The organism is Ahrensia marina (genome assembly GCF_001293565.1).
GTDB classification, from domain to species: Bacteria; Pseudomonadota; Alphaproteobacteria; order Rhizobiales; family Rhizobiaceae; genus Ahrensia; species Ahrensia marina.
Map to the genome: position 1 here is coordinate 1 of NZ_JXMU01000022.1, position 23,926 is coordinate 23,926.

Sequence of the window (23,926 nt, forward strand, 5' to 3'; positions counted from 1 at the left end):
TAAAAATAGAGACACTCTGCGGTGAAGGGCTTGGCTGAAAGCCGATAAACAGTCTTACCGCTTACCTTAAAACGATTTTATGTGGAATTCACCGCAAACCATACGGTTAGAGGGCTTGCACTCCTAATACTATCGTTGATTATCAGTCTGGTTTTCTGGAACTTGGAACAATACCATTATGCAGAACACTCAAGGATGGATAATCTTTGAAACATAGAGCGGCGGACGACTTTATTTCCGCCAAGTATTAATGAGAGAGAATATATATGACCGTCATTGGTGCTCCCAAGGAGACGTTCGCTGGAGAAAACCGCGTCGCGATGACGCCGCAATCAGCGTTAGACCTTCAAAAACTCGGCTATGAATGCCTCATAGAAAAAGGCGCCGGAACGGCAGCCGGGTTCTCAGATGCTGCCTATAAGGAGGCGGGCGTTAAGATTGCTGCGTCAGCCGCCGCGCTTTGGCGGGAAGCAGATGTTGTTGCAAAAGTGCGCGCACCTTCGCCAGCAGAGGTAAAGAAATTCCGCGCAAACCAGACCGTGATCAGTTTTGTCAATCCGGCAGCTTCCGACAAATTACTGGAAGCGTCTAAGAAAGCTGAAAGCACACTTATTGCAATTGATATGGTGCCGCGTATTTCACGTGCGCAGAAAATGGATGCGCTTTCATCCATGGCCAATATAGCAGGTTATCGGGCTGTCATTGAAGCAGGCAATAATTTTGGCCGTTTCTTTACCGGTCAGGTTACTGCGGCCGGTAAAGTGCCGCCGGCAAAAGTTCTGGTCATTGGTGCCGGGGTTGCCGGTCTTGCCGCGATTGGAACATCGACATCGCTTGGCGCTATAACTTATGCCTTTGACGTGCGCCCCGAAGTTGCCGAGCAAATCGAATCCATGGGCGCTGAATTTGTGTTCCTTGATTTTGAAGAATCGAGCCAGGATAGTTCGGCAACGGGCGGGTATGCCGCGCCTTCATCGCCGGAATTCCGTGAAAAGCAATTGGAAAAATTCCGCGAAATGGCCCCTGATATTGATATCGTCATTTGTACGGCATTAATTCCAAACCGTGAAGCGCCTGAGCTGTGGACCGAAGACATGGTTGCGGCCATGAAGCCGGGGTCGGTGATTGTTGACCTTGCTGCGGAAAAAGGCGGTAACTGCAAGCTGACGCAGATGGACGAAAAGATTGTAACGGACAATGGCGTCACCATTGTTGGGTACACTGACTTTCCAAGCCGTATGGCAACGCAGTCCTCAACACTTTATGCAAACAATATCCGCCATATGATGGCTGACCTGACGCCTGAAAAAGATGGTGTCATCAACCACAATATGGAAGATGATGTGATCCGCGGCGCAACGGTAACGCACAAGGGCGAGATTACTTATCCGCCGCCACCGCCAAAGGTTGCCGCGATAGCTGCGGCGCCGAAAAAGGAAAAAGCCAAAGAGCTGACAGCCGAAGAAAAGAAAGCCAATGAACTTGCTGCCTTTAAAGAGGCAACAAAACAGCAGGTTACGCTTTTGGCTGTGGGCGGCGCGATTATGCTGCTCATCGGTATGTTTGCACCGGCAAGCTTTATGCAGCATTTCATCGTATTTGCGCTGGCATGTTTTGTCGGCTTCCAGGTTATCTGGAATGTGTCGCATGCCTTACACACACCCTTGATGGCGGTAACCAATGCGATTTCAGGTATCGTGATTATCGGTGCGTTATTGCAAATCGGGTCGGGAAGCTGGCTCGTTGTGATACTCAGCTTTATTTCGGTGCTTATCGCGTCAATCAATATCGTTGGTGGCTTTCTGGTTACACGCCGGATGCTTGCCATGTTCCAGAAATCTTAAGGGGGCTGAAACATGTTTTCTATTGGTGTTTCATCAGCCGCCTATATTGCGGCATCTGTTCTTTTCATTCTTTCGCTTGGCGGTTTGAGTAATCAAGAAAGCGCGAAACGCGCCGTCTGGTATGGTATCGTCGGCATGGCAATTGCCGTTATAGCAACGGTTTTTGGTCCGGGCGTTTACAATATTTTCCTCATCCTCGTTGCTGTCGCGGCGGGCGGGTTTGCCGGTTATTATGTCGCTGGCCGCGTTCAAATGACGGAGATGCCGCAACTTGTGGCAGCGCTTCACTCTTTTGTTGGTCTGGCTGCGGTATTTATTGGCCTTAATGCCGATATCGAGCTTTCTACGGTGCTGGACCTTATTGCCGCAGGTGGCAATCAAGACCTTTTGACCGGTTTTGGTAAAAAGCTGGCAGCGAAAGATGCGGTCGAGATCGCAATCCTTAAAGTTGAAGTGTTCTTGGGCATTTTCATCGGTGCGGTTACATTTACCGGTTCTGTGATTGCGTTTGGCAAACTTGCCGGCAAAGTTGATGGCAAGCCGAAACAATTGCCGGGCGGCCATATGCTCAATCTTGCATGTCTGGTTGTCTCCCTGATCCTTGGTATCATGTATTTCAACGGTGCCGGTATCTGGACAATGGTGCTTGTGACGTTGATTGCCGGCTTTATCGGTTGGCATTTGATCATGGGTATTGGCGGCGCGGATATGCCCGTTGTGGTGTCTATGCTCAACTCCTATTCCGGTTGGGCGGCAGCGGCGATCGGCTTTACACTGGGTAACGATCTGCTGATCGTGGTCGGCGCGCTTGTCGGTTCGTCCGGTGCTATCCTCTCTTACATTATGTGCAAGGCAATGAACCGCAAATTCATCTCGGTGATACTGGGCGGTTTTGGCGGCACATCCGGACCGCAAATGGAAGTTGAAGGTGAGCAAGTGGCGATTGATGCCGACGGCGTCGCGGCGGCTTTGGATGATGCTGACAGTGTCATCATTATTCCGGGTTACGGCATGGCGGTTGCGCAAGCGCAGCAGTCAGTTTCAGAACTTACAAAGCGCCTGAGAGCAAAAGGCAAGGAAGTCCGTTTTGCGATTCACCCTGTTGCCGGACGCTTGCCGGGACATATGAATGTTCTGCTGGCCGAAGCAAAAGTGCCATATGATATTGTTTTGGAAATGGACGAGATCAATGATGATTTTCCGGAAACAGATGTGGCGATTGTTATCGGTTCAAATGACATTGTGAACCCTGCCGCACAGGACGATCCGAATTCTCCGATTGCCGGTATGCCGGTGCTGGAGTGCTGGAAAGCAAAGCAGGTCTTTGTTTCCAAGCGCGGTCAGGGTACGGGTTATTCCGGTATCGAAAATCCGCTGTTCTTTAAAGAGAATACGCGCATGTTCTATGGTGATGCGAAAGCTTCGCTTGATCTGCTCTTACAAAAAATCAGCTAATCTGATTGGCACAAAGAAAAGGCGGCTAAGAAGCCGCCTTTTTTATGTCTAGCGCTGTGCGGTTTCCCAATCAGGATTGATCCACGGCTCGGCATTGGATGCAGGCAGCAAATCTTTACCTAAAATATGATCGGCTGCTTTCTCGCCGGTCATAATCGACGGGCCGTTAAGATTGCCATTTGTGATTTGCGGGAAGATTGAACTGTCCGCCACGCGCAAACGGTCAACGCCAATGACTTTTGTATCCTGGTCAACAACGGCCATAGGGTCGTCGCTACGCCCCATTTTACATGTACCGCAGGGATGGTAAGCACTTTCCACATGCTCTTTGATAAAGCCGTTGAGCTCATCGTCGGATTGCAGAGCGTCGCCCGGCTGAATTTCATGTTTGACATAAGGCTTGAAAGCATCCTGCGCGAAAATCTCCCGTGTCAGACGAATACAGGTGCGAAAATCCTCCCAGTCTTTTTCATGGGACATATAATTAAACAGGATTTTCGGTGCCTCACGCGGGTCATTGGACCGCAGCGTGATTTCACCGCGGCTTGGCGAGCGCATGGGACCCACATGGGCTTGGAAACCATGGCCTTCAGCAGGTGCTTTGCCGTCATAGCGGATCGCCATCGGCAGAAAGTGATATTGAATGTCGGGATATTTTACCCCTGCTTTTGATCGTACAAATGCAGCGCTTTCAAACTGGTTGGAGGCACCAAGGCCGGTTTTTGTAAACAGCCATTGAGCACCAATCAGTGCTTTTGAGAAAAGGTTCCAGTGCTTGTAAAGCGTTATCGGCTGGCTTGATGCCATTTGAAGATAAAGCTCCAAATGGTCTTGCAGGTTCTGGCCGACACCGGCGCGGTTTGCCACAACATCAATGCCATGCTCTGACAAATGTTCAGCAGGGCCAATGCCGGAAAGCATCAATAGTTTTGGAGAATTGATCGAACTTGCGGCAATGATGACTTCGCGGTTCGCTTTAATGGTTTCGCTGCTTCCACCGCGTGAAACCTGAACGCCTTTGGCCTCGCCATTCTCAATGATGATTTTCTCGGCAAAGGCGTTAATCACTTCGCATTTATAGCGCTTGATGGCAGGCTTAAGGTAAGCATTGGCACCTGACCAGCGGCGGCCCTTATAGACCGTTTGCTCCATCGGGCCGAAACCTTCTTGTTTACGGCCGTTATAATCATCGGTGAGTTCGTAACCTGCCTGTTTGCCAGCATCGACAAAGGCTTGGAAAAGCGGGTTCTCGCGCGGGCCGCGTGTAACGTGCAGCGGGCCGGATTTGCCGCGCCAGTCCGCATCGCCGCCATGACCGCCACTGTCCCAGCTCTCCATGCGTTTGTAATAGGGCAGCACATTGGCATAAGACCATCCATCTGCACCCATGTCAGACCAAGTGTTGAAGTCCTCTGCGTGACCGCGCACATAGACCATGCCGTTGATTGAGGACGATCCGCCAATGACTTTACCGCGCGGTGTTGCGAGGCGACGGCCGCCCAAATGCGGTTCCGGTTCGGACTGGAAGCCCCAATCATAGCGCGACATGTTCATCGGATAGGAAAGCGCCGCCGGCATTTGAATGAACGGTCCCATATCCGTGCCGCCATGCTCGATGACCAGCACAGATGCGCCTGATTCTGAAAGGCGGTAGGCAAGGGCGCAGCCGGCAGATCCCGCACCGACGATGACATAATCAGCTTGCATTAGAACTGGCTCTCCATGTGGCCCATTTCAACATAGATGGTTTTAAGCTGGCTATAGTGTTCAATCGCCGCTTTTGAGTTTTCGCGGCCAACGCCGGAAGATTTGACACCGCCAAACGGGATTTCAACCGGCGTCAAATTATAGGCGTTAATCCAGCATGACCCTGCTTCCAACTCACCGATGACACGGTGCGCGCGGGTAAGATCATTGGTAAAAATTCCAGCGGCCAAACCGAATTCTGTATCATTGGCGCGGGCGATGACCTCCTCGTCGCTTTCAAAATCAAGAACGCACATCACTGGTCCGAAAATTTCTTCACGCGCTATGCTCATGTCGTCTTTGACATCGGCAAAGATTGTTGGCTCGAAGTAAAACCCTTTGCGCTCGATGCGTTTGCCGCCATAGATAAGCGTTGCACCCTCTTCGAGGCCCTTTGCGACGTAACGCTCGGCAATTTCCATCTGGTTTTTGGAAACCATAGGGCCGAAATTTGTTGCTTCATCCATTGGATCGCCAATGATGGCTGTTTGCGTGCGCTCTTTGAGGCGCGCAAGGAATTTGTCTTTGATCGATTTATGAACGAACACACGTGTGCCGTTTGAGCAAATCTGGCCGGAAGAATAGAAGTTTCCTAAAATGGCGCCGCTGATCGCGTCTTCAATATTGGCATCGTCAAATACGATGAGCGGGGATTTGCCGCCAAGCTCCATTGTCACATGTTTGATCTGGCTTGCCGCTGCCGCATAGACTTTCTTTCCTGTAGGTACGGAGCCGGTGAGCGATACTTTATCAATGCGCGGATCATTGACGAGATTTGCACCGACATCGCCCAGTCCTTGCACCACGTTGAAAAGTCCGGCCGGTGCGCCGGCTTCCATGTAAATTTCCGCGATTTTCAACGCGCAAAGCGGTGTTGTTTCCGATGGCTTGAAAATCATGGCATTGCCGCAGGCAAGGGCAGGGGCCGATTTCCAGCAGGCGATTTGAGTCGGGTAGTTCCATGCGCCGATACCGACACAGACACCTAAAGGTTCGCGCACTGTGTAGGCAAAACTCTCCCCCAGTGGAATATGTTCTCCGGTCAATGTTCCGGCAAGACCGCCAAAATATTCGATGCTATCTGCACCTGATGTGGCATCGGCCACTAGCGTTTCCTGTAATGGTTTTCCGGTGTCCCAGGTTTCCAGAACAGACAGATCATGATTGCGGGCGCGGATGATATCGGCCGCTTTACGCAGGACGCGCCCGCGCTCTGTACCGCTCATGGCGGCCCATTGTTTTTGCGCCTGCTGCGCTGCTTCTATCGCCTGATCGATAATGGCAGGCGTTGCCGAATAGACCGTTGCGATGGTTTCGCCTGTCGCAGGATAGATAATTTCTATCGGTGTACCGTTTTTATCTTCGACATATTGACCGTTGATAAAATGGCTGGCTGTTGGTTTTATGTTCATTATTCACCTCTCGGGAAGCGCTGATTTTCTTCCAGCACATTCAAATCCATATGATTGCGCATATAGCGCTCTGATGCTTTTTGCAGTGGCTGATAGTCCCACGGGTAATAAGAGCCATTGCGCAATGCTTCATAAACGACCCAGCGTCCGGCCTGACTGTGACGGACATCCGCGTCATATTGCTCAATATCCCAACGCTTTTTCATTTGAGCGTCAAAGCCAGCCACTATGTCTTTATAGGCCGGATCGGCAGCTAGATTTTTCAACTCATGCGGATCGGCTTCAAGATCAAAAAGCTGATCGGGATCAAGAGCGCAGCGGTTGAACTTCCAGTTTTCAGAGCGCAGTGAAATCAGCGGCGCATAGGAAGCTTCAGCCGCATATTCCATCGCGACTGGCGATTGCCGTGTTTTGCCTTGGCCGAGCGGGACAAGACTTTCGCCCTCCGTCCACGCCATGACCTCGCTCATATCAATACCTGCAAGATCGCATAGGGTCGGGCAGATATCGATATTGGACACCGGTTCTGTTACAAGACCGGCCTGCATTGTTGGCGATGATATCATAATCGGCACACGCGCAGAGCCTTCATAAAAGCTCATCTTGAACCACAAGCCGCGCTCGCCGAGCATGTCGCCGTGATCTGACACAAAAAGAATTGTCGCTTCCTGACGCGTAGCTTCAAGTGTTCTTAAAAGTTCGCCGACCTTATCATCAAGATAGGAGATATTGGCAAAATAAGCGCGTCTTGCGCGGCGGATATGCTCGTCGGTTATATTAAAGTTATCGCGGTCATTGGCATCCAGAATGCGCTTGGAATGATCATCTTGCTCGTCATAGGCGATAGGCCCTATTTGTGGCATGAGGTGTTCGCAGTTCTCGTATAAATCCCAATATTTCTTACGCGCGACATAAGGGTCATGCGGATGGGTAAAACTGACTGTCAGGCACCAAGGGCGTTTATCATGACCACGAGACAGATCATAAAGCTTGCGCGTTGCGTGATAGGCAACCTCGTCATCATATTCCATCTGATTGGTAATTTCTGCGACACCGGCGCCGGTTACCGACCCCATATTATGATACCACCAGTCGATGCGTTCACCGGGTTTACGGTAGTCCGGCGTCCAGCCGAAATCCGGTGGGTAAACATCGGTGGTCAAACGATCCTCAAAGCCGTGCAACTGATCTGCGCCGACAAAGTGCATTTTTCCGGACAGGCAGGTCTGGTATCCGGCGCGGCGCAAATGATGCGCATAGGTCGGGATAGAGGAAGCAAATTCAGCCGCATTATCATAAACACGTGTGCGCGATGGCAGTTGGCCAGACATAAAGCTTGCACGCCCCGGCGCACAGAGCGGCGATGCGGTATAGCTGTTTTTGAAGCGTGTGGACTGAGCAGCAAGCCGTTTTAAATTGGGCGCATGAAGCCAGTCGGACGGTCCGTCAGGAAACAGCGTTCCGTTTAGCTGGTCGACCATAATGATAAGAATGTTGGGTTTTGCCGTCACAATGTCTCCAGAGCACTATCAACATGTTTTGTTACCAGTCGAACGCAAAAGCTGCCGTCGGCTTTTTCGTCGCGGAGCGCCTGACGGATATAAAGGCCATCTATCAGGGCAGCTATTGAGTGGGCTAATTCTACTGAGGCAGAACCTGCAAGGGGGCGTAAATCATAGATCAAATTGGAGATTAAACGCTTCTGATACACACGTAGAAGACGCTGTGCGCTTTGTGAATTTTGCGCCTGAACATAAAAGCTCAACCACGCGCTAACGATCTCCGGACGGAAATTTTGTTCGGAAAAACTGGCTTTAATGATCGCCTGAAGGCGTTCACGGGGTGTCTTTGCCATTAAAATTGCACCGCGCACCTCGGCGCCAAATACCGTTAGAATATGACGCATGGCTGCCAGAAAAATCTGTTCCTTGCTGCCGAAATAATGATGGGCTAAGGCGCTGGAAACACCGGCTTTTTTCGCAATCTGGCTGACCGTTACATCCAGCGATCCCGCGTTTCCGATTTCATAAATTGTGGCTTCCACCAATGCGCTTCTGCGCATAGGCTCCATTCCAACCTTTGGCATTTTTAACCTCTTGACGTTGCCATTGGATAAAAAATGTTTTTAACTGACTCGTCAATCAATAAAAATATTTGAAGTTTTTCAAAGGGAGATACCCATGCAGAAGAAACTAATTACGACAGCGGCTGTATTGCTGATGTCATCCGGTGTTGCTTCAGCTCAATGCGACACTGTTACATTCTCCGATGTTGGTTGGACCGACATCACAGCGACGACTGCGGCGACAACTGTCGTTCTTGATGCGCTTGGTTATGAGACAGATGTCAAAGTGCTTTCCGTGCCTGTGACATACGCATCTATGAAAGAGGGCGACATTGATGTGTTCCTCGGTAACTGGATGCCGACGATGGAAGGCGACATTGCCGCCTACCGTGAAGAAGGTTCTGTGGATACAGTGCGTACGAACCTCGAAGGCGCTAAATACACGCTTGCGACAAATGCTGCCGGTACGGCGCTTGGCATTAAAACATTTGCCGACATTGCCAAGCATAAAGATGCGCTTGAAGGTAAAATTTACGGCATCGAGCCGGGCAATGACGGCAACCGTCTTATCCAAGACATGATTGAACAGGGCGCGTTCGAGCTTTCCGGTTTCGAAGTTGCCGAAAGTTCTGAACAGGGCATGTTGGCACAGGTTGAGCGTGCGTCGAAAAAAGACGAGCCGATTGTATTTCTCGGCTGGGAACCACATCCGATGAACGCTAACTTCGAGATGGGTTATCTTGAAGGCGGCGATGACTTCTTTGGTCCTAATCTGGGCGGTGCGACAGTGCACACCAACACACGTGCCGGTTATGTTGACGAATGTAAAAATGTCGGCAAACTGCTTCAAAATCTTGAATTCTCGCTTGCAATGGAAAACGAAATCATGGGCGCGATCCTCAATGATGGCGAAGAAGCAACGGACGCGGCCTCTGCATGGCTTAAAGCAAACCCATCTACGCTGGATGGCTGGCTTGAAGGTGTGACGACAAAAGACGGCGGCGATGCTGTGGCTGCGGTTAAATCATCACTCGGCCTTTAATAACGATACGACAAACCCCGCGACCTTAGTGTCGCGGGGATTTTAAGAGATAATTTTCATATTGGGTGGGCATATGGATTGGCTGACAGAGACCAAAATTCCCGTTGGTAAAACAGCGAAAACTATTTTCGAATGGTTACAAGAGAATGGCGAATGGTTCTTTGACGGGCTGGATATAGCACTCGAAAATATGATTGATGCTATATTGTGGGTGTTTCAGACCCCGCATCCATTTGTTGTCATCGCCATCATTACAGCGATTACCTTTTATTTGCAGCGTAGCTGGAAAATCTGCCTGTTCGTTGTTCTTGGCTTTTTGTTTATTCTCAATCAGGGGTATTGGGAAGAAACCACGGAGAGCCTAACGCTCGTTCTGTCGGCGTGTGTTGTGTGTATGGCCCTTGGCGTGCCGATCGGCATTGCGGCAGCCCACCGCCCGAAACTCTATTCGGCGATGCGACCTGTGCTTGATTTGATGCAGACATTGCCGACTTTTGTCTATCTTATTCCCGCAATTGTGTTTTTCGGTATCGGCATGGTGCCCGGCCTTATTGCGACAGTGATATTTGTTCTTCCGGCCCCTATCAGGCTCACCCACCTCGGGATCAGCACGACGCCGAAACCTCTGCTTGAAGCTGCGCTGGCTTTTGGCGCAACGCCGCGGCAAACACTTTGGAAAGTGGAAATGCCGTATGCCCTGCCGCAAATCATGGCAGGTTTGAACCAGACAATCATGCTGTCATTGTCGATGGTTGTTATTGCTGCGCTCGTTGGCGCCGATGGATTGGGCGTACCGGTTGTGCGGGCTTTGAACCAGGTGAACACCGCGCTGGGCTTTGAGAGCGGCATCACCATCGTTGTTGTTGCTATTATGCTGGATAGAATTTTACGGGTGAACCGCTCATGACCAACGCTGTTGAATTTAATAATGTGTCGATCGTATTTGGCGACAATCCGCAGTCCGCTCTTCCATTGATGGATGATAACAAAACCCGTTCAGAAGTGCAGAGCGAAACCGGTCAGGTTCTGGGTGTGCACAACTGCTCGCTGGAAGTCGCACAGGGCGAAATTCTGGTGCTTATGGGGCTTTCAGGATCAGGCAAGTCTACGCTGTTGCGTGCTGTTAATGCTCTTAACCCCGTTGTGCGCGGAAGCGTGACAATCCACGATGGAGACTGGAGCGCCAATGTTACGAACGCTTCACCAGAAGATTTACGCCGCGTTCGCCGTGAATGTGTCGCGATGGTTTTCCAGCAGTTTGGACTCCTGCCTTGGCGCAGTGTGCGCGAGAATGTCGGCTTGGGCCTTGAACTTGCCGGTATGGCTAAGGAAGAGCGCGACGAGCAGATTGAAAAACAACTTTCAATGGTTGGCTTGAAGGAATGGGCGGACAAAAAGGTTTCCGAGCTGTCCGGCGGTATGCAGCAACGTGTCGGCCTTGCCCGCGCATTCGCAACCGAAGCACCTGTGCTACTAATGGACGAGCCATTTTCTGCGCTCGATCCTTTGATCCGCAACCGCTTGCAGGACGAGCTGATTGAACTTCAGCAAAATCTAAAACGGACGATCATTTTTGTAAGCCACGACTTGGATGAAGCGTTCAAGCTTGGCGACCGTATTGCGATTATGGAGGGCGGGCGGATTGTACAGATCGGCAGACCGCGTGATATTTTTTCCAACCCTGTCAATGATTATGTTGCTGATTTTGTTGCGCATATGAACCCGCTCGGCGTTCTGACTGCCCGTGATGCCATGGAGCCTTTGAACGGCACCACTCCAACTGAGACAGTGCCGATCAACGAACCAATTCAAAGTGTGATGGAAATTGCCGCCGCGACGAACAAGGCGCTGGGGGTGGAAGAAAACGGCAAACTTGTCGGCCGGATTACTAAATCCGGTATTCTTGACCGCTTGTCAGGAACAACTGTCCCTGACGAGTAATTGACAAGTTTTTGTTGCACTTTTTTGAGGTCGCGCTAGGTACATTTAGGGTTTTACTTCCAGATGGAGAAAATTGTGCCTAAACCGATACGAAAAGCCGTCTTTCCTGTTGCTGGTCTTGGAACGCGGTTTCTACCCGCGACAAAAGCTGTTCCTAAAGAAATGCTGACCGTTGTTGACCGTCCGGTCATTCAATATGCCGCTGATGAAGCGCGGGCGGCTGGTATTGAAACACTCATTTTTGTGACCGGGCGCAACAAAGGGGTTATTGAAGACCACTTTGATATGGCGTTCGAACTGGAATCTACGCTCAAGCAGCGCAATAAAGGCGCCACACTCGAGCAACTGGAAAAAGAACTTCCCGATGCCGGTCAGGCAGTCTTTACGCGTCAGCAGGCACCACTTGGTCTTGGCCATGCGGTCTGGTGCGCGCGCGATATTGTCGGCGATGACCCGTTTGCTGTTCTGCTGCCGGACATGTTGATGACCGGTGAACCCGGTGCGCTGAAGCAAATGGTCGATGTTTACAATGAAACAGGCGGCAACATTGTTTCGCTTTCTGAATGCGATCCTGACGAAGCACACAAATATGGTATCGTGTCCAAGGGTGAAGAGTTTGGCACGCATTTTGAAATTAACGGCATGGTGGAGAAACCAAAGCCGGGTACAGCGCCGTCCAATTATTACATCAATGGCCGTTATATTCTAGATGGCTCGATCATGAAATTGCTTGGCACGCAGGCAGCGGGTGCGGGCGGTGAAATCCAGCTTACGGACTCGATGCTGACGCTTATGGAAACACAAAAATTCTATGGCACACCCTTTAAAGGCGAAGCATTTGATTGCGGCTCCAAACTTGGTTTTCTTGAAGCGAATATTGCCCTTGGTCTGCGCAACAAAGAGCTTGGCGATGATTTGCGTGGAAAACTAGCGCAACGGCTTGGTGACCGCCGCGCCAAGGTCCGCGTTCCGGACTAAGCCTCGTTTTGCTTTTTTGATGCACGCAGTTTTTTGACTGTATCATCGCCGATGTGACGCTTGCCGCGCTTTGCTGCAAGCTCACTTTGCTTTTGGCGTTCGGCAAAGCGTGCGCGGTCTTCGTCAGTATATTGATCATAACAATTATGGCAGGAAATACCGGCAACAAACTTATCAGAACGCAGATCTTCCGGTGACAGCGGATGGCGGCAGGCGCGGCACAATTTATGATCGCCAAGCTCAAGGCCGTGTTTCACCGCAACCCGTTCATCAAAAACAAAGCACTCACCATCCCATGTGCTTTCTTCCTGCGGTACATTTTCAAGATATTTTAAAATGCCGCCTTTGAGATGGAAGACATCGTCATAGCCAAGTGACTTTACATAGGCTGTTGATTTTTCGCAGCGGATACCGCCCGTGCAAAACATAGCAATTTTTTTGCCCTTGAGCAGGTTTTCATTGCGCTTTACCCAGTCCGGAAACTCGCGGAATGCGTCTGTTTCCGGATTTATGGCGTTTTTGAATGTGCCGACTTTTATTTCGTAATCATTGCGTGTGTCGATGACGATGGTGTCCGGATCATCGATAAGCGCGTTCCAATCCTCCGGCTCCACATAGGTGCCGACGATTTTGGTCGGGTCCGTTTCCGGCACGCCCATGGCAACAATTTCTTTCTTAAGGCGAACTTTAAGCCGGTAGAAAGGCAGCTTGTCTGCAAAGCTTTCTTTATGCTCCAAATCTGTGAATTCAGGCTGTGAACGGATAAAAGACAATACATTGTCGATGGCTTCGCGCGTGCCTGCGATTGTGCCGTTAATGCCTTCAGAGGCAAGCAGCAATGTGCCGACAATATTATTGCTTTCACAAATCTCGGTTAGCGGTGCTTGCAAATCTGCGAAACGGTCAAACCGTGCAAAGTGATAAAGAGCGGCGACGACGATGTGCGATGTGTCATTCATAACGGCTCTTTAACCTGTGTTTCAAATTGAGTGAATAGGTTTTTTTGTCTCAACTTATCCACCATCAAGCGGCCTGCAGGACAATTGTGGTTTTGATAGATGGATTGAACCCGATGTTTTCCAAAGAGACAATTGAAGAGATTGAAAAGGTGGCGCAGGAAGAGGGGATCGATCCGGCCGCTCTGCTTGCAATTGCAGAAGTGGAAAGTGGCGGCCGCGCTTTTGCATATGTGGGCGGCAGGAAAGAACCGCTCATCCGGTTTGAGGGGCACTATTTCGATCGTCTTTTAAGTGATGATAAACGGGAAAAAGCACGGCGTGCCGGTCTGGCGTCGCCAAAAGCCGGGCGCATTAAAAACGCCCGTTCCCAAGCGGAACGGTGGGTCTTGTTGAATAAAGCGATGGGCATAGACCGATCTGCCGCATTGCAATCCGTATCCTGGGGTATCGGTCAGGTGATGGGCGCACATTTCAAAACGCTCGGTTATGGTTCAGTTGAAGCGATGGTGCAGGAGGCGCGCGGCTCGATTGCCGGTCAAATGCGGCTTATGATGCGTTTTATCCGCAAGAACGGATTGGCCGTCTATATTGAGCGCTGTGATTGGGCAGGTTTTGCGCGCCGTTACAATGGACCTGCTTACAAAAAGAATAGTTATAATACGCGAATCGCTGCCGCTTATGCGCGTCATTCAAATGGCAGACTTAAGCGCGGCATATTCGAGCGGATAAGGTCGGGGACTTTTAAAAACAATTTGCGTGCATTTTCGCTCAATAATGATGTGGAAGCCGTCCGGTCACTTCAGCAAATGCTCACGGCAGCCGGTTATGCTGTTCAAAGTGACGGGATATTCGGTGTTGAAACGGACCGTGCCTTGCGACAATTCCAAGTGCAGGAAAAATTGGTTGTGGACGGCATATTTGGCCCTGAAAGCCGTGCCAGATTAAAGCAAGTTTTGCCTCGGCTAGGGCGCTTTTTATCTATTCTGGCAATAATAATGCGTATCATGCGGCTTATGCGTTGATCTTAAATCGATTAAATTATTTTTGCGGAGCGCTGGACATTGAGTGCCTGTCTAGCTTACCAAAAGGCAACTTCTAACGAACCGAGATTTGGATATATAGATGGCGCAGAATGTTGATGCACTGACCCCCGTAATGACTGGCCAGAAAGTTATTCCGGTAATTGTTCTGGACAATGCCGATGATGCGGTGCCTCTGGCGCGCGCGTTGGTTGCAGGCGGCTTGCCTGCTGTTGAGATTACGCTTCGCACGGCAGCAGCACTGGAGAGCATCAAGCGCGTTGCGGCAGAAGTGCCGGACGCTATTGTCGGCGCAGGTACTATTTTAAATGGCGCAAATTTCGATGAAGCTGTTGCCGCCGGTTCCAAATTTATTGTCTCGCCCGGCCTGACACCGGAACTTGTCTCTGCTGCCGATGGCCACGATGTGCCTTTATTGCCGGGCTCGGTCACATCTTCAGAGATCATGAAGGCGTTGGAAGCAGGTTACACGCATTTAAAATTCTTCCCAGCCGAACAAGCCGGTGGTGCGGCCTATTTGAAAAGCTGCGCGTCAGTGTTCGGTCAGGTGAAATTCTGCCCGACCGGCGGTGTGTCGGTTAAAAATGCCAATGATTATTTGAGCTTGCCGAACGTGCTCTGCGTCGGCGGTTCATGGGTTGCGCCCAAGGATATGGTGGCAGCAGGCGATTGGGACGGTATCACGGCATTGGCGAAAGCTGCGGCCGAGATTTAATTTACAATCCTATTTATGAGATCGATATTTATATAAAAAAGCCCGGGATTTCTCCCGGGCTTAATAATTTCAGCTTGCTGTACAAACTTAGAGCTTGCCTGCACGCTGTTGAAGCATAAGGAATGTGTCGAAGTTGTACTCTGACAACTGGAACCACAGATAACCTTCTTTACGATAAGCCATGTAGCTGTCATGAATTTCTTTAAAGTCGGCATTTTCTGCGCTGATTTCAGCGTAGGTTTCTGTCGCCGCATCAAAACAAGCTTCCAGAATGTCTTGGCTGAATGGACGCAACTGAGTACCTGCAGCAGCCAATTCTTTAAGCGCTGTCGGGTTCAAGGTGTCGTAACGCGCCATCATGACACTGTTAGCAAGTGCTGAAGCTGATTTAACGATACCCTGGTAAGCCGGTGTCAACGCATTCCATGCATCAAGGTTGATCATGTTCATCAGCGTTACGCCGCCTTCCCACCAACCCGGGTAGTAGTAATATGGAGCCACTTTGTTAAAGCCGAGCTTCTGGTCGTCAAACGGTCCAACGAACTCAGCAGCATCAATTGTGCCTTTCTCAAGAGCAGGATAAATATCGCCGCCCGGTAGACCTTGTGGAACAACGCCGATTTTCTCGATGATGCGACCGCCAAAACCACCGATACGGAATTTCAGACCCTGCATGTCTTCAAGAGAGTTGATTTCTTTACGGAACCAACCGCCCATCTGAGCGCCAGTGTTACCGGCAGGGAACGAAATCATGTTCTGCTTTGCATAGAACTTATTGAGAAGGTCCAAGCCGCCACCTTCATACATCCAGGCATTTGTCATACGCTGGTTAAGGCCGAATGGAACGCCTGTGCCGAATGCGTAAGTCGGGTCGATGCCTGTGAAGTAATAAGATGCTGTGTGCGCCATTTCGATGGTGCCGTTTTTAACAGCATCTGCACCTTCAAGCGCGCCAACGATTTCGCCTGCACCGAAAGTTTGAACTTCGAAATTGCCATCTGTTGCTTCAGCAACAGCTTTGGCAAATACTTCAGCCGCACCGTAAATTGTCGGCAGTGACTTTGGAAAGCCTGATGAACAGCGCCAAGTTACTTTTGGTGTTTCCTGTGCAATGGCAGGCGCTGCCAAAGTTGATGCAGCCGCTGCACCGGCACCGGTTGCACCGGCCTTTTTAATAAACGAACGTCGATCCATTAGATCCTCCCGTGGAAAATAAACGTTACTCGGGGAACTATCTTTCAGACTCCCCGATGCCCCAATGCCAACTTACAGTTTTACAAAGATGTGTCCAGCAAGAGATACGCAAAGCGGTAAAAAAAATTGTCCACTTTGGTATATGATTAATCCGTGAAAATACGAATGCGGTGCTATCGGCGATTTGATATAATTTTGCTTGGCTTTTTTGCAGATCGGTTTAGGACAATCTGCGTGATTTGAAGGAGCCTGAAATGCAGCCTGTTGTTGCCGTTGTTGCTGATATTCGTGAGTTTGAAAACTATTCCTGGCATTGTGTGCCGGATCAATACATGACGGCAGCTTTTAATGTTTCGGGCGTTCTGCCTCTGCTGGTGCCTGCGTTTGGCGATGCTATTGATTTTGATGCGCTGCTTGCGCGCGTGGACGGTGTGATGCTGTCCGGTTCAAAAAGTAATGTGCATCCGTCCAATTTCGGGGTCGAAGCACATGAAAAATATGAGCCATATGATCCTGACCGCGATGCAACCTCACTGCCGTTGATTCGCGCTGCTATTGAAAAAGGCGTGCCGCTTTTTGCGATATGCCGCGGTCTTCAGGAGCTTAATGTTGCTCTGGGTGGCACTTTGGCGACAGAGATTCAGGAAGCGGACGGCATGCTGGACCATCGCGCGCCATCTTCGCCTGATCAGGCAAAGCGGTTTGCGCTTGCCCATAGCGTTAAAACAAAGCCAGGCAGCTGCATCGAGAAAATCATAGGCGAGGACGTTCGGGTCAATTCACTGCACCGGCAGGCTATAGACAATATCGCGCCGCGCCTTCAGGTTGAAGCGTCAGCCGATGATGGAACTGTTGAGGCAGTCTCTGTCATTGATGCAAAAGGCTATGCAGTTGGCGTTCAATGGCACCCTGAATATTGGGCGAAAACGGATGATACATCGCGCAGACTGTTTGAGGCATTTGGTGATGCTGTGCGCGATTATGCGTCACAAAAAATGAAGTAAGACGCTTAAGCTTCGACGCTGACCGAGACGGATTGCTCTCGAAATTCAGCAAATCCGTAACTGGTCATGAATGCGACTTCAGCGGCGTCCATGCCAACACCGATAATGGCGATGTCTTCCTGATGCGCCATTTTTGTCGGGTCGACTAAATGCCACGCACCATCCAGAAAGACTTCCGCTACGGCATGAAAGTCCTGCGGATTAACGAAAGGTGCAAAAACACTTGTGAACCGCGCTGGAATTGCAGATGCGCGTGCAAGCGTAACCAGCAAATGTGCGAAATCCCGGCAAATTCCCCTGCGCTGGACAAATGTATGCAGTGCAGTTGTTTGCGCATTGCTGGAGCCGGGAACATAGGCAAAATGGTCATGAATCCATTCGCTGAGTGCGGCGATCCGTGCGCCGCCATTAAGGTTACCGAAGTCAGATGATACGAAGGCTTGAAATTCATCGGACGGGCAATAACGCGATGGCATTAAATAGCGTATAGCTTCACCGGGTAAAAGGTGAATGGGTGTTGCCGGCAGGCTGGCGATATCTGTCGGTTTTCGTTCTATCTCAATTCTAGATGTGTACCGGCAACTGAAATGATCTTCAGTACGCAATAGTAAACGGTCACCGATTCCAGCTTCGGTAGGGACGCGAACAAAGTTCTCGATTTTTGAGAACGCGATATTCGCGTTCAAAATTTTCTGTTGTCCGGTCTTGCTGGCTTCGAGCTGTAGAATAAGGTCTGAAGGCTGTTCGAAATAGTAATGAAGGTAGGCTTCAATATTAAGTATCATACCTTAACTCTAGCGCGCCATGTCCAAAAGTTAAGTGCTTTCCTCAAAAAGCTTCCAGCGAAAGTGCAATATTGCGCGGTTCAATGACTTCCCATGCAAGGCCATCGCCGGGGATAAGCTTCATCAGACTTTTGCCGCTGCGGTCTGTGATGGCAACCAGTCCATCATTGTTTTCTCTCCATGCGCGCGCACTGGCCAGCATGCCGGTTACCGCCGCGCAATTTTCACTCGGCTCGATGCGGTGCACATTATAGCCTTCTGCGCGATGTAGTTTAACAATGCACGAGCGTCCGTCGGCATGGTTTCGAACAGTAAAGTGGTCGGCCAGTGCTTTGGGCTGGGCTGTTGCATGGGCTTGCACGCTGGCGGTGGACATGGTGTCGATGCCATCTGAACCTAATGAATAAGCTTTATCATTATAGGCTCCCACCAACATCATGGATGCCGCACCCGTCACTGTAATGCAGTTTAAAATAGTAACAGCCGAAAACCGCATACTTATCTAGCCCTTTGCCCTAGCCTCTTGTAATCCCATGGCGGACTATGGCGCTTTCTTGGTTAACGGGCTGTTAATTCAGCAGGTTTAGGCCGATCTATCTTAAGCTTTGCTGCTTTTTATATGTGCGGTTTCCGGTGTCGGGGTCTTTGCTTGCCCCGTCTTGAACCAAGCTTCCAGATTATCAATGACAAGCGCGCCCATAGCGTTGCGGGTGTCTTGTGACGCTGATGCTACATGGGGCAGCAGGCTGACATTTTTCATTTCACGCAAAGCTTGAGGTACCTTTGGTTCTTCTTCAAAAACATCAAGGCCTGCTGCTGCAATGGTACCGTCTTTAAGGGCGGCAATAAGCGCTTCCTCATCCACAACCGGCCCGCGGCCGACATTGACGAGAACACCGCGTGAACCGAGCAACTTCAGGATATTCGCGTTAATTGCATGATGGGTTGCGGCTGTTCCGGGAACAACGGAAATGAGCGTGTCCACCGCTTCGGCCATTTCTTCCAGTGAACTGTAATAGGTGAAGTCAACACCGTCGACCGGATTGCGGCTATGATAATGAATGGCAACATCGAAGCCTGAAAGCCGCTTGGCGATGGTTCTGCCAATACGCCCCAAACCGAAAATGCCAATTGTCCGGTTTCGCATTGAAAGAGAGGATAGGGGATAGTTGCCTTCGCTCTCCCAGCGGTTTTCCCGCAAATATTGCTCTGCATGATAAAGCTCACGCACAGTGTTCAGCAGAAGACCAACTGTTGTGTCTGCGACTTCATCATCCAGCACTGAAGGTGTGTGTGTGACAACAACGTTTTTCTTCGCTGCATGCTGGGCATCGATATGATCATAGCCGACGCCAAAGGATGAAATGATTTCAAGATTGGGAAGCAGATCAATCAGCGCGGCATCGACAGGAATAAACAAAGATGCGATCGCGCGAATTTGAGCGCGTTCGTCGGCTTGCATTTTGGCAACATCTTCGGGACTTGAAATGACGGTATCGAACATTTCTTCGATGCGTGCACGTGTTACTGCGTGACCGCCATTTCCGGCGAGCAGTTTGATAGATTTTAGTTCGGTCATTTGGGATCCCGGCGTTAGATACGTTCAACCACTTTGCTGGTTGATTGGCGAATATGCAATTCAGGCTTTATCAAAGTTAGTTCGCCATGTGTAGATTGTTTGCCTTCAATCCGGTCAAGCATGGCGCGCGCGGCGAGGCGTCCGACTTCCGGCTGGCCGTTGTGAACTGTTGTCAAAGCCGGTGTGGCAATCGATGCTTCTTCCAGATCGTCGTAGCCTGTTACCGAAACATCAATGCCCGGACGCAAACCGGCGCGTGCGATACCGCTCATCAAACCGATTGCAGCCAGATCATTCCAGCACACCGCCGCAGTTGGTTTGTCGGGCAATGCGAGAAACTGTCCGGCCGCCTCAAAACCTGCCGCCTTGGTGCGCGGGCCGATGATGCGCCATTCATCTTTGACTTCAAGACCTGCTTTATGCATTGCCTCGACATAGCCCTCATAACGGTCGCGGCCGGTTGATGTCTTGTCGGTGCCACCGACCATCGCAATACGCTTGTGACCCAGCGAGATCAGATGGTTGGTTGCAAGGCTAATGCCGAATTTGTCGTCACCACGGAAAACCGGCAAATCGGCTTCCGGCACAGATCGCGCGATCAGAACTGTTGGCAAACCGTTTTTCTGAAGCAGTTCCATATCGCTGGCTGGTGTATCAATGGCAGGTGACATGATCACACCGTCTGCGCCAAGCTGCATCAAGGTTTCCAGAAAGTCGCGCTGCTTTTCCACACGGTCATAATGGTTGGACAGGATGAAAGTCTGGCGTGAACGGTCCAGTTCCATTTCGATGGCGCGTAGGATTTCGCCGTAAAAAGGGTTCATGATGTCGTGCACGACAACGCCTAAGATACCCGATTTTGATGTACGTAAACTGGCCGCACGGCGGTTGTAGATATAGCCCATCTCCAAAGCGTGCGCTTTGACCTTTTCGCGCGTTGCCTCTGCAACAAGGGGGCTGTCGCGCAACGCCAAAGAGACCGTTGCCGTTGAAACCCCCAAGCTTTCGCCAATCGTAGATAATTTGACTTTTTGTGCCACGCTCTGTCCCCCACGGCAGATTGCCATTTAAAAGTTTAAAGCGTTTTAGAGCATTTTAGGTGTTTTAAAAAGCCTTTAAAATTTCAATTGGAGACTAGCTGTCTTCCAGCGCGCGTTTGGCGGCTTTTTTCTGTGCTTTTTCGTCGCGTTGGATCAAATTGTCGGACAATTGTGTCAGTGCGCTTTCGAACTGTTTTAGCTGTGAGGAAGAAAACCCTTTCAGCGCCTGTTTCTCGGCTTTCTTTGCCGCTTTGCGGACTTTTTTCAGAATGTCGCGGCCAGCTTCAGTCAGTTCAACTTGCACCTGACGTCCGTCGCTATAGCCTGTGGATTTTGTCACAAAACCCTGTTCTATTAGCCGGCCAATGGATTTTGTAATCGTTGGCGGACGCACGCCAATATGTTTTGCTATCTGGCTAGGGCTAAGCGTTTCATGTTCTGCAAGCAGAGCAATTATCGTTTCCTGACCGGCATAAAGACCGGTTTCCAACAGATGGCGCGCTGTATGTGTCCGTGCAAGCCGCGCTGCATTTTGAAGAGCGGCGAGTATGAATTTTGGCACTTCGCCGTCATCGGTTTCGATAAAGTATTTAGCCATGCAAATGTTTTAAGTCGGCAGATGTGCAAATGCAATTGTTGCAATTCGAATTGTCATACGCGAATGATGTTTTGAGGGGAAATTTCAATGCGCGATAGAACTCTATGGATTAAAAACCCGTTGGCTATACTTGCGCCTGCCAATATTGATGCGCGGGGCGGGCTGCTTATCAAAGGTGGCAAGTTCACTGCGCATATTGCACTGGGGCAATCACCGGAAGGTGATTATGATGTTTTTGACGCGTCGCGCCATGTTGTCATACCGGGCCTTGTCAATACGCATCATCATTTTTACCAGACGCTGACGCGCGCGCATCCCGACGCAATAAACAAGAAGCTTTTTCCCTGGTTGCAGGCGCTCTATCCGCTTTGGACACGCCTGACCCCTGAGGGGCTGGAACTTGCAACGCAAGCAGCGCTTGTTGAACTCATGATGAGCGGGGTCACGTGCAGCTCCGATCACCATTATGTCTACCCTGACGGACTTGATGATGCGATGGATATTCAGGCCGGTGTTGCCGGTGACTTAGGCGTACGGATGGTTTTGAACCGTGGCTCGATGAACATGTCGGTAAAAGATGGCGGGCTGCCGCCTGACAATATTGTTCAGGACGCTGATGAAATTCTTGCCGATTGCGAACGGGTTATTTCCAAATATCACTGCTCGGATGAAGGCGCGATGTTGCAGGTTGCGCTTGCGCCGTGCTCTCCGTTTTCCGTAACCAAACAATTGATGACTGACACTGCGACGCTGGCGAAAAAATGCGGCTGTGCGCTTCATACCCATTTGGCGGAAACTGAAGACGAAAATGCTTTTTGCATAGAAACAATGGGGTGCCGGCCGCTTGACTATCTGGAAGAAACCGGTTGGCTGACCGACAAAACGTGGCTCGCACACGGTATTTATTTCAACGACGATGAAATCAAGCGCCTTGGTAAGGCGGGGACCGGTGTTTCACACTGCCCGTCCTCAAATATGGTTCTAGCTTCCGGCCATTGCCGCACACGTGAACTGGAGGCTGCGGGCGTAAAAGTCGGTCTTGGGGTCGATGGATCGGCCTCCAGCGATTCGTCGAACCTGATGGAAGGTGTGCGTCACGCGTTGATGATCAACCGTCTGACATATGACGCGACAGTCAGTCACGATGATGCTTTCCGTTGGGCCACGAATGGTTCGGCGCAATGTATCGGGCGCCATGATCTGGGCTCGCTAGACGTTGGAAAGCAAGCTGATATAGCGATGTTCACGCTCGACGAGCTGCGCTTTTCAGGCGCGCATGATCCGCTTGCAGCCCTTGTATTATGCGGAGCACACACTGCGGACCGTGTTATGGTTGCCGGAAAATGGACCGTTGTTGATGCCAATCCTGTCGGCGTCGATTTGGCCAAGCTGCGCGCGGATCACGGGCAGGCATCCAAAGTATTCAGGTAGGCCTTGTCAGCAATGTGTCTGATTTAAAGTCATCGCGTAACAATACGGACAAATTTTCTGCAATACTGTCTCTGGAATATTGATCTCGGCTAACTACATACGAGACTTAAAGAGGGTGTTGAGTTGATGGATACACTAACGCGGATGCGAACCTTTGTGGCAGTTGTTGATCACGAGGGCTATTCTTCTGCAGCTCGTGCAATGGGCAGATCGAAGGCCTTGTTGTCCAAATATGTACGGGAACTGGAAGACGAGGTTAGCTCGCTTCTGCTCAACCGTACGACACGGCAATTTTCCCTCACCGAAGCCGGGCACACCTATTACGCCCGTGCTGTAGCTTTACTCCGCGAATTTGATGAACTGCAGGATATGATGCGCGAGGCGCGCGCCGGACTTAGCGGCCGGGTCCGTCTTTCCGCTCCGCGCACATTTGCCGATACGACACTGGGCCAAAGCCTGATCGATTTTTGTAAAGAAAATCCGGAAGTCCATCTGGATATTGAACTCGATGACCGTTTTGTCGACCTTGTTGAAGAAGGTTTTGATCTAGCCATCCGCATGTCGGCGCTGGATGATTCATCGCTCATTGCAAAACGGGTTTCAGCGTTCAGGGTAGCCGCTTATGCTTCGCCTGAAACGATAGAAAAATACGGAATGCCGAAGTCGCCGGAAGATGCTGTCAACCTGCCGTGGGTGGTTGATACCAATGCACGGCGCCGGGATGTGCTGCCCTTTCAGGATGAAGACGGCAACACGAAACCGCTTCAGGTGAAAAGCGCGATGTTTGTCAACTCTCCATTGGCAACACGGACCGCTGCATTGAACGGACTTGGTTTTGCCATGTGTCCGGAATTTGTTGTTCGCGAGGATGTCGCGCAAGGATTGCTGGTTCCGGTACTGGATGATTTTCTGCGAATTGAAAGCGGCATTTATGCCGTTTTTCCGCACCGTAGACATCTGCCGGCCAAGATCCGCGCTCTTGTCGATTTTCTGGCGGACTGGTTTAAAAAGTACGATGCGACTATTCGTTCTTAATTAAGAACATTACTGCCATAAAAGAGCCAGCTTTAAATGGCGTAAAACAATTTTGGAATCAGA

22 protein-coding genes and 1 pseudogene are annotated in these 23,926 nt (G+C 50.5%); 12 read left to right on the forward strand and 11 right to left on the reverse strand.

Going from position 1 to position 23,926, the window contains the following annotated elements; translation table 11 throughout:
* Nucleotides 1–266: 266 nt before the first annotated feature.
* Nucleotides 267–1,844, forward strand: coding sequence for a Re/Si-specific NAD(P)(+) transhydrogenase subunit alpha (locus SU32_RS13675; RefSeq protein WP_053999938.1), 1,578 nt, complete (start codon nt 267–269; stop codon nt 1,842–1,844).
* 12 nt (nt 1,845–1,856) lie between these two features.
* Entirely contained in the window at nt 1,857–3,299 is a 1,443-nt protein-coding gene (locus tag SU32_RS13680; RefSeq protein ID WP_053999939.1) for an NAD(P)(+) transhydrogenase (Re/Si-specific) subunit beta, read from the forward strand.
* Between the two features lie 48 nt (nt 3,300–3,347).
* Here the strand turns inward: SU32_RS13680 and betA are convergent, their stop codons facing one another.
* Genes betA through betI form a run of 4 tightly spaced genes read right to left on the reverse strand, consistent with a single transcriptional unit; the run spans nt 3,348 to nt 8,543 of the window.
* Nucleotides 3,348–5,006: a choline dehydrogenase gene (gene betA, locus SU32_RS13685; RefSeq protein WP_053999940.1), complete on the reverse strand. Its 1,659-nt coding sequence runs from the start codon at nt 5,004–5,006 to the stop codon at nt 3,348–3,350.
* On the reverse strand, nt 5,006–6,457 hold the full coding sequence (betB, locus tag SU32_RS13690; RefSeq protein ID WP_053999941.1) for a betaine-aldehyde dehydrogenase: 1,452 nt from the start codon (nt 6,455–6,457) through the stop codon (nt 5,006–5,008). The genes betA and betB overlap by 1 nt, the downstream gene beginning before the upstream one ends.
* Entirely contained in the window at nt 6,457–7,938 is a 1,482-nt protein-coding gene (betC, locus tag SU32_RS13695; protein WP_054000000.1) for a choline-sulfatase, read from the reverse strand. The genes betB and betC overlap by 1 nt, the downstream gene beginning before the upstream one ends.
* Before the next feature lie 26 nt (nt 7,939–7,964).
* A complete protein-coding gene (gene betI / locus SU32_RS13700) occupies nt 7,965–8,543 on the reverse strand; it encodes a choline-binding transcriptional repressor BetI (protein WP_144421144.1) in 579 nt (192 codons plus the stop codon).
* A gap of 133 nt (nt 8,544–8,676) precedes the next feature.
* Between betI and SU32_RS13705 the strand changes: the two genes are divergently transcribed.
* The 4 genes from SU32_RS13705 (at nt 8,677) to SU32_RS13720 (ending at nt 12,483) form a co-directional block, all read left to right on the forward strand.
* A complete protein-coding gene (locus tag SU32_RS13705; protein WP_245625548.1) occupies nt 8,677–9,564 on the forward strand; it encodes a choline ABC transporter substrate-binding protein in 888 nt (295 codons plus the stop codon).
* A gap of 73 nt (nt 9,565–9,637) precedes the next feature.
* Complete coding sequence (gene choW, locus SU32_RS13710) at nt 9,638–10,471, forward strand: choline ABC transporter permease subunit (RefSeq protein WP_053999944.1); 834 nt, start codon at nt 9,638–9,640, stop codon at nt 10,469–10,471.
* Nucleotides 10,468–11,505 (forward strand): choline ABC transporter ATP-binding protein, encoded by a 1,038-nt coding sequence (choV, locus tag SU32_RS13715; protein ID WP_053999945.1) that lies wholly within the window; start codon nt 10,468–10,470, stop codon nt 11,503–11,505. The genes choW and choV overlap by 4 nt, the downstream gene beginning before the upstream one ends.
* Nucleotides 11,506–11,580: 75 nt before the next feature.
* Nucleotides 11,581–12,483 (forward strand): UTP--glucose-1-phosphate uridylyltransferase, encoded by a 903-nt coding sequence (locus SU32_RS13720; RefSeq protein ID WP_082376761.1) that lies wholly within the window; start codon nt 11,581–11,583, stop codon nt 12,481–12,483.
* Here the strand turns inward: SU32_RS13720 and trhO are convergent.
* Nucleotides 12,480–13,442, reverse strand: a complete 963-nt coding sequence (trhO, locus tag SU32_RS13725) for an oxygen-dependent tRNA uridine(34) hydroxylase TrhO (RefSeq protein ID WP_053999947.1) — start codon at nt 13,440–13,442, stop codon at nt 12,480–12,482. The two genes, SU32_RS13720 and trhO, sit on opposite strands and share 4 nt — an antisense overlap.
* A 113-nt stretch (nt 13,443–13,555) precedes the next feature.
* Here trhO and SU32_RS17620 point away from each other — a divergent pair.
* From SU32_RS17620 to SU32_RS13735, 3 genes and pseudogenes are all read left to right on the forward strand, one after another.
* A pseudogene (locus SU32_RS17620) lies at nt 13,556–14,137 on the forward strand (N-acetylmuramidase family protein); the annotation flags it as partial.
* An 84-nt stretch (nt 14,138–14,221) separates the two neighbouring features.
* The gene (locus tag SU32_RS17625) at nt 14,222–14,464 is read left to right on the forward strand and encodes a peptidoglycan-binding domain-containing protein (protein ID WP_342670090.1); all 243 of its coding nucleotides are present in this window, start codon (nt 14,222–14,224) and stop codon (nt 14,462–14,464) included.
* A gap of 100 nt (nt 14,465–14,564) precedes the next feature.
* Nucleotides 14,565–15,197 carry a 2-dehydro-3-deoxy-phosphogluconate aldolase gene (locus SU32_RS13735; protein ID WP_053999949.1) on the forward strand — a complete coding sequence of 211 codons (633 nt, stop codon included), beginning with the start codon at nt 14,565–14,567 and terminating at the stop codon, nt 15,195–15,197.
* 87 nt (nt 15,198–15,284) lie between these two features.
* Here the strand turns inward: SU32_RS13735 and SU32_RS13740 are convergent, their stop codons facing one another.
* Entirely contained in the window at nt 15,285–16,391 is a 1,107-nt protein-coding gene (locus SU32_RS13740; protein WP_053999950.1) for a TRAP transporter substrate-binding protein, read from the reverse strand.
* Nucleotides 16,392–16,645: 254 nt separating this feature from the next.
* Here SU32_RS13740 and SU32_RS13745 point away from each other — a divergent pair, with 254 nt between their 5' ends.
* Complete coding sequence (locus SU32_RS13745) at nt 16,646–17,395, forward strand: gamma-glutamyl-gamma-aminobutyrate hydrolase family protein (protein WP_053999951.1); 750 nt, start codon at nt 16,646–16,648, stop codon at nt 17,393–17,395.
* 5 nt (nt 17,396–17,400) lie between these two features.
* Here SU32_RS13745 and SU32_RS13750 read toward each other — a convergent pair whose 3' ends face one another.
* From SU32_RS13750 to SU32_RS13770, 5 genes are all read right to left on the reverse strand, one after another.
* Nucleotides 17,401–18,180, reverse strand: coding sequence for a transglutaminase-like domain-containing protein (locus tag SU32_RS13750; RefSeq protein WP_053999952.1), 780 nt, complete (start codon nt 18,178–18,180; stop codon nt 17,401–17,403).
* Between the two features lie 43 nt (nt 18,181–18,223).
* Nucleotides 18,224–18,676 (reverse strand): AprI/Inh family metalloprotease inhibitor, encoded by a 453-nt coding sequence (locus SU32_RS13755; RefSeq protein ID WP_053999953.1) that lies wholly within the window; start codon nt 18,674–18,676, stop codon nt 18,224–18,226.
* A gap of 102 nt (nt 18,677–18,778) precedes the next feature.
* Entirely contained in the window at nt 18,779–19,759 is a 981-nt protein-coding gene (locus SU32_RS13760) for a 2-hydroxyacid dehydrogenase (RefSeq protein ID WP_053999954.1), read from the reverse strand.
* 14 nt (nt 19,760–19,773) lie between these two features.
* The gene (locus SU32_RS13765) at nt 19,774–20,799 is read right to left on the reverse strand and encodes a LacI family DNA-binding transcriptional regulator (protein ID WP_053999955.1); all 1,026 of its coding nucleotides are present in this window, start codon (nt 20,797–20,799) and stop codon (nt 19,774–19,776) included.
* Nucleotides 20,800–20,893: 94 nt separating this feature from the next.
* Complete coding sequence (locus tag SU32_RS13770; protein ID WP_053999956.1) at nt 20,894–21,397, reverse strand: MarR family winged helix-turn-helix transcriptional regulator; 504 nt, start codon at nt 21,395–21,397, stop codon at nt 20,894–20,896.
* 87 nt (nt 21,398–21,484) lie between these two features.
* Between SU32_RS13770 and SU32_RS13775 the strand changes: the two genes are divergently transcribed.
* Together SU32_RS13775 and SU32_RS13780 are read left to right on the forward strand one after the other, a co-directional pair.
* Nucleotides 21,485–22,828, forward strand: coding sequence for an 8-oxoguanine deaminase (locus SU32_RS13775; protein ID WP_053999957.1), 1,344 nt, complete (start codon nt 21,485–21,487; stop codon nt 22,826–22,828).
* Nucleotides 22,829–22,954: 126 nt separating this feature from the next.
* Entirely contained in the window at nt 22,955–23,863 is a 909-nt protein-coding gene (locus SU32_RS13780; RefSeq protein ID WP_053999958.1) for a LysR family transcriptional regulator, read from the forward strand.
* The last annotated feature ends 63 nt before the right edge of the window (nt 23,864–23,926 follow it).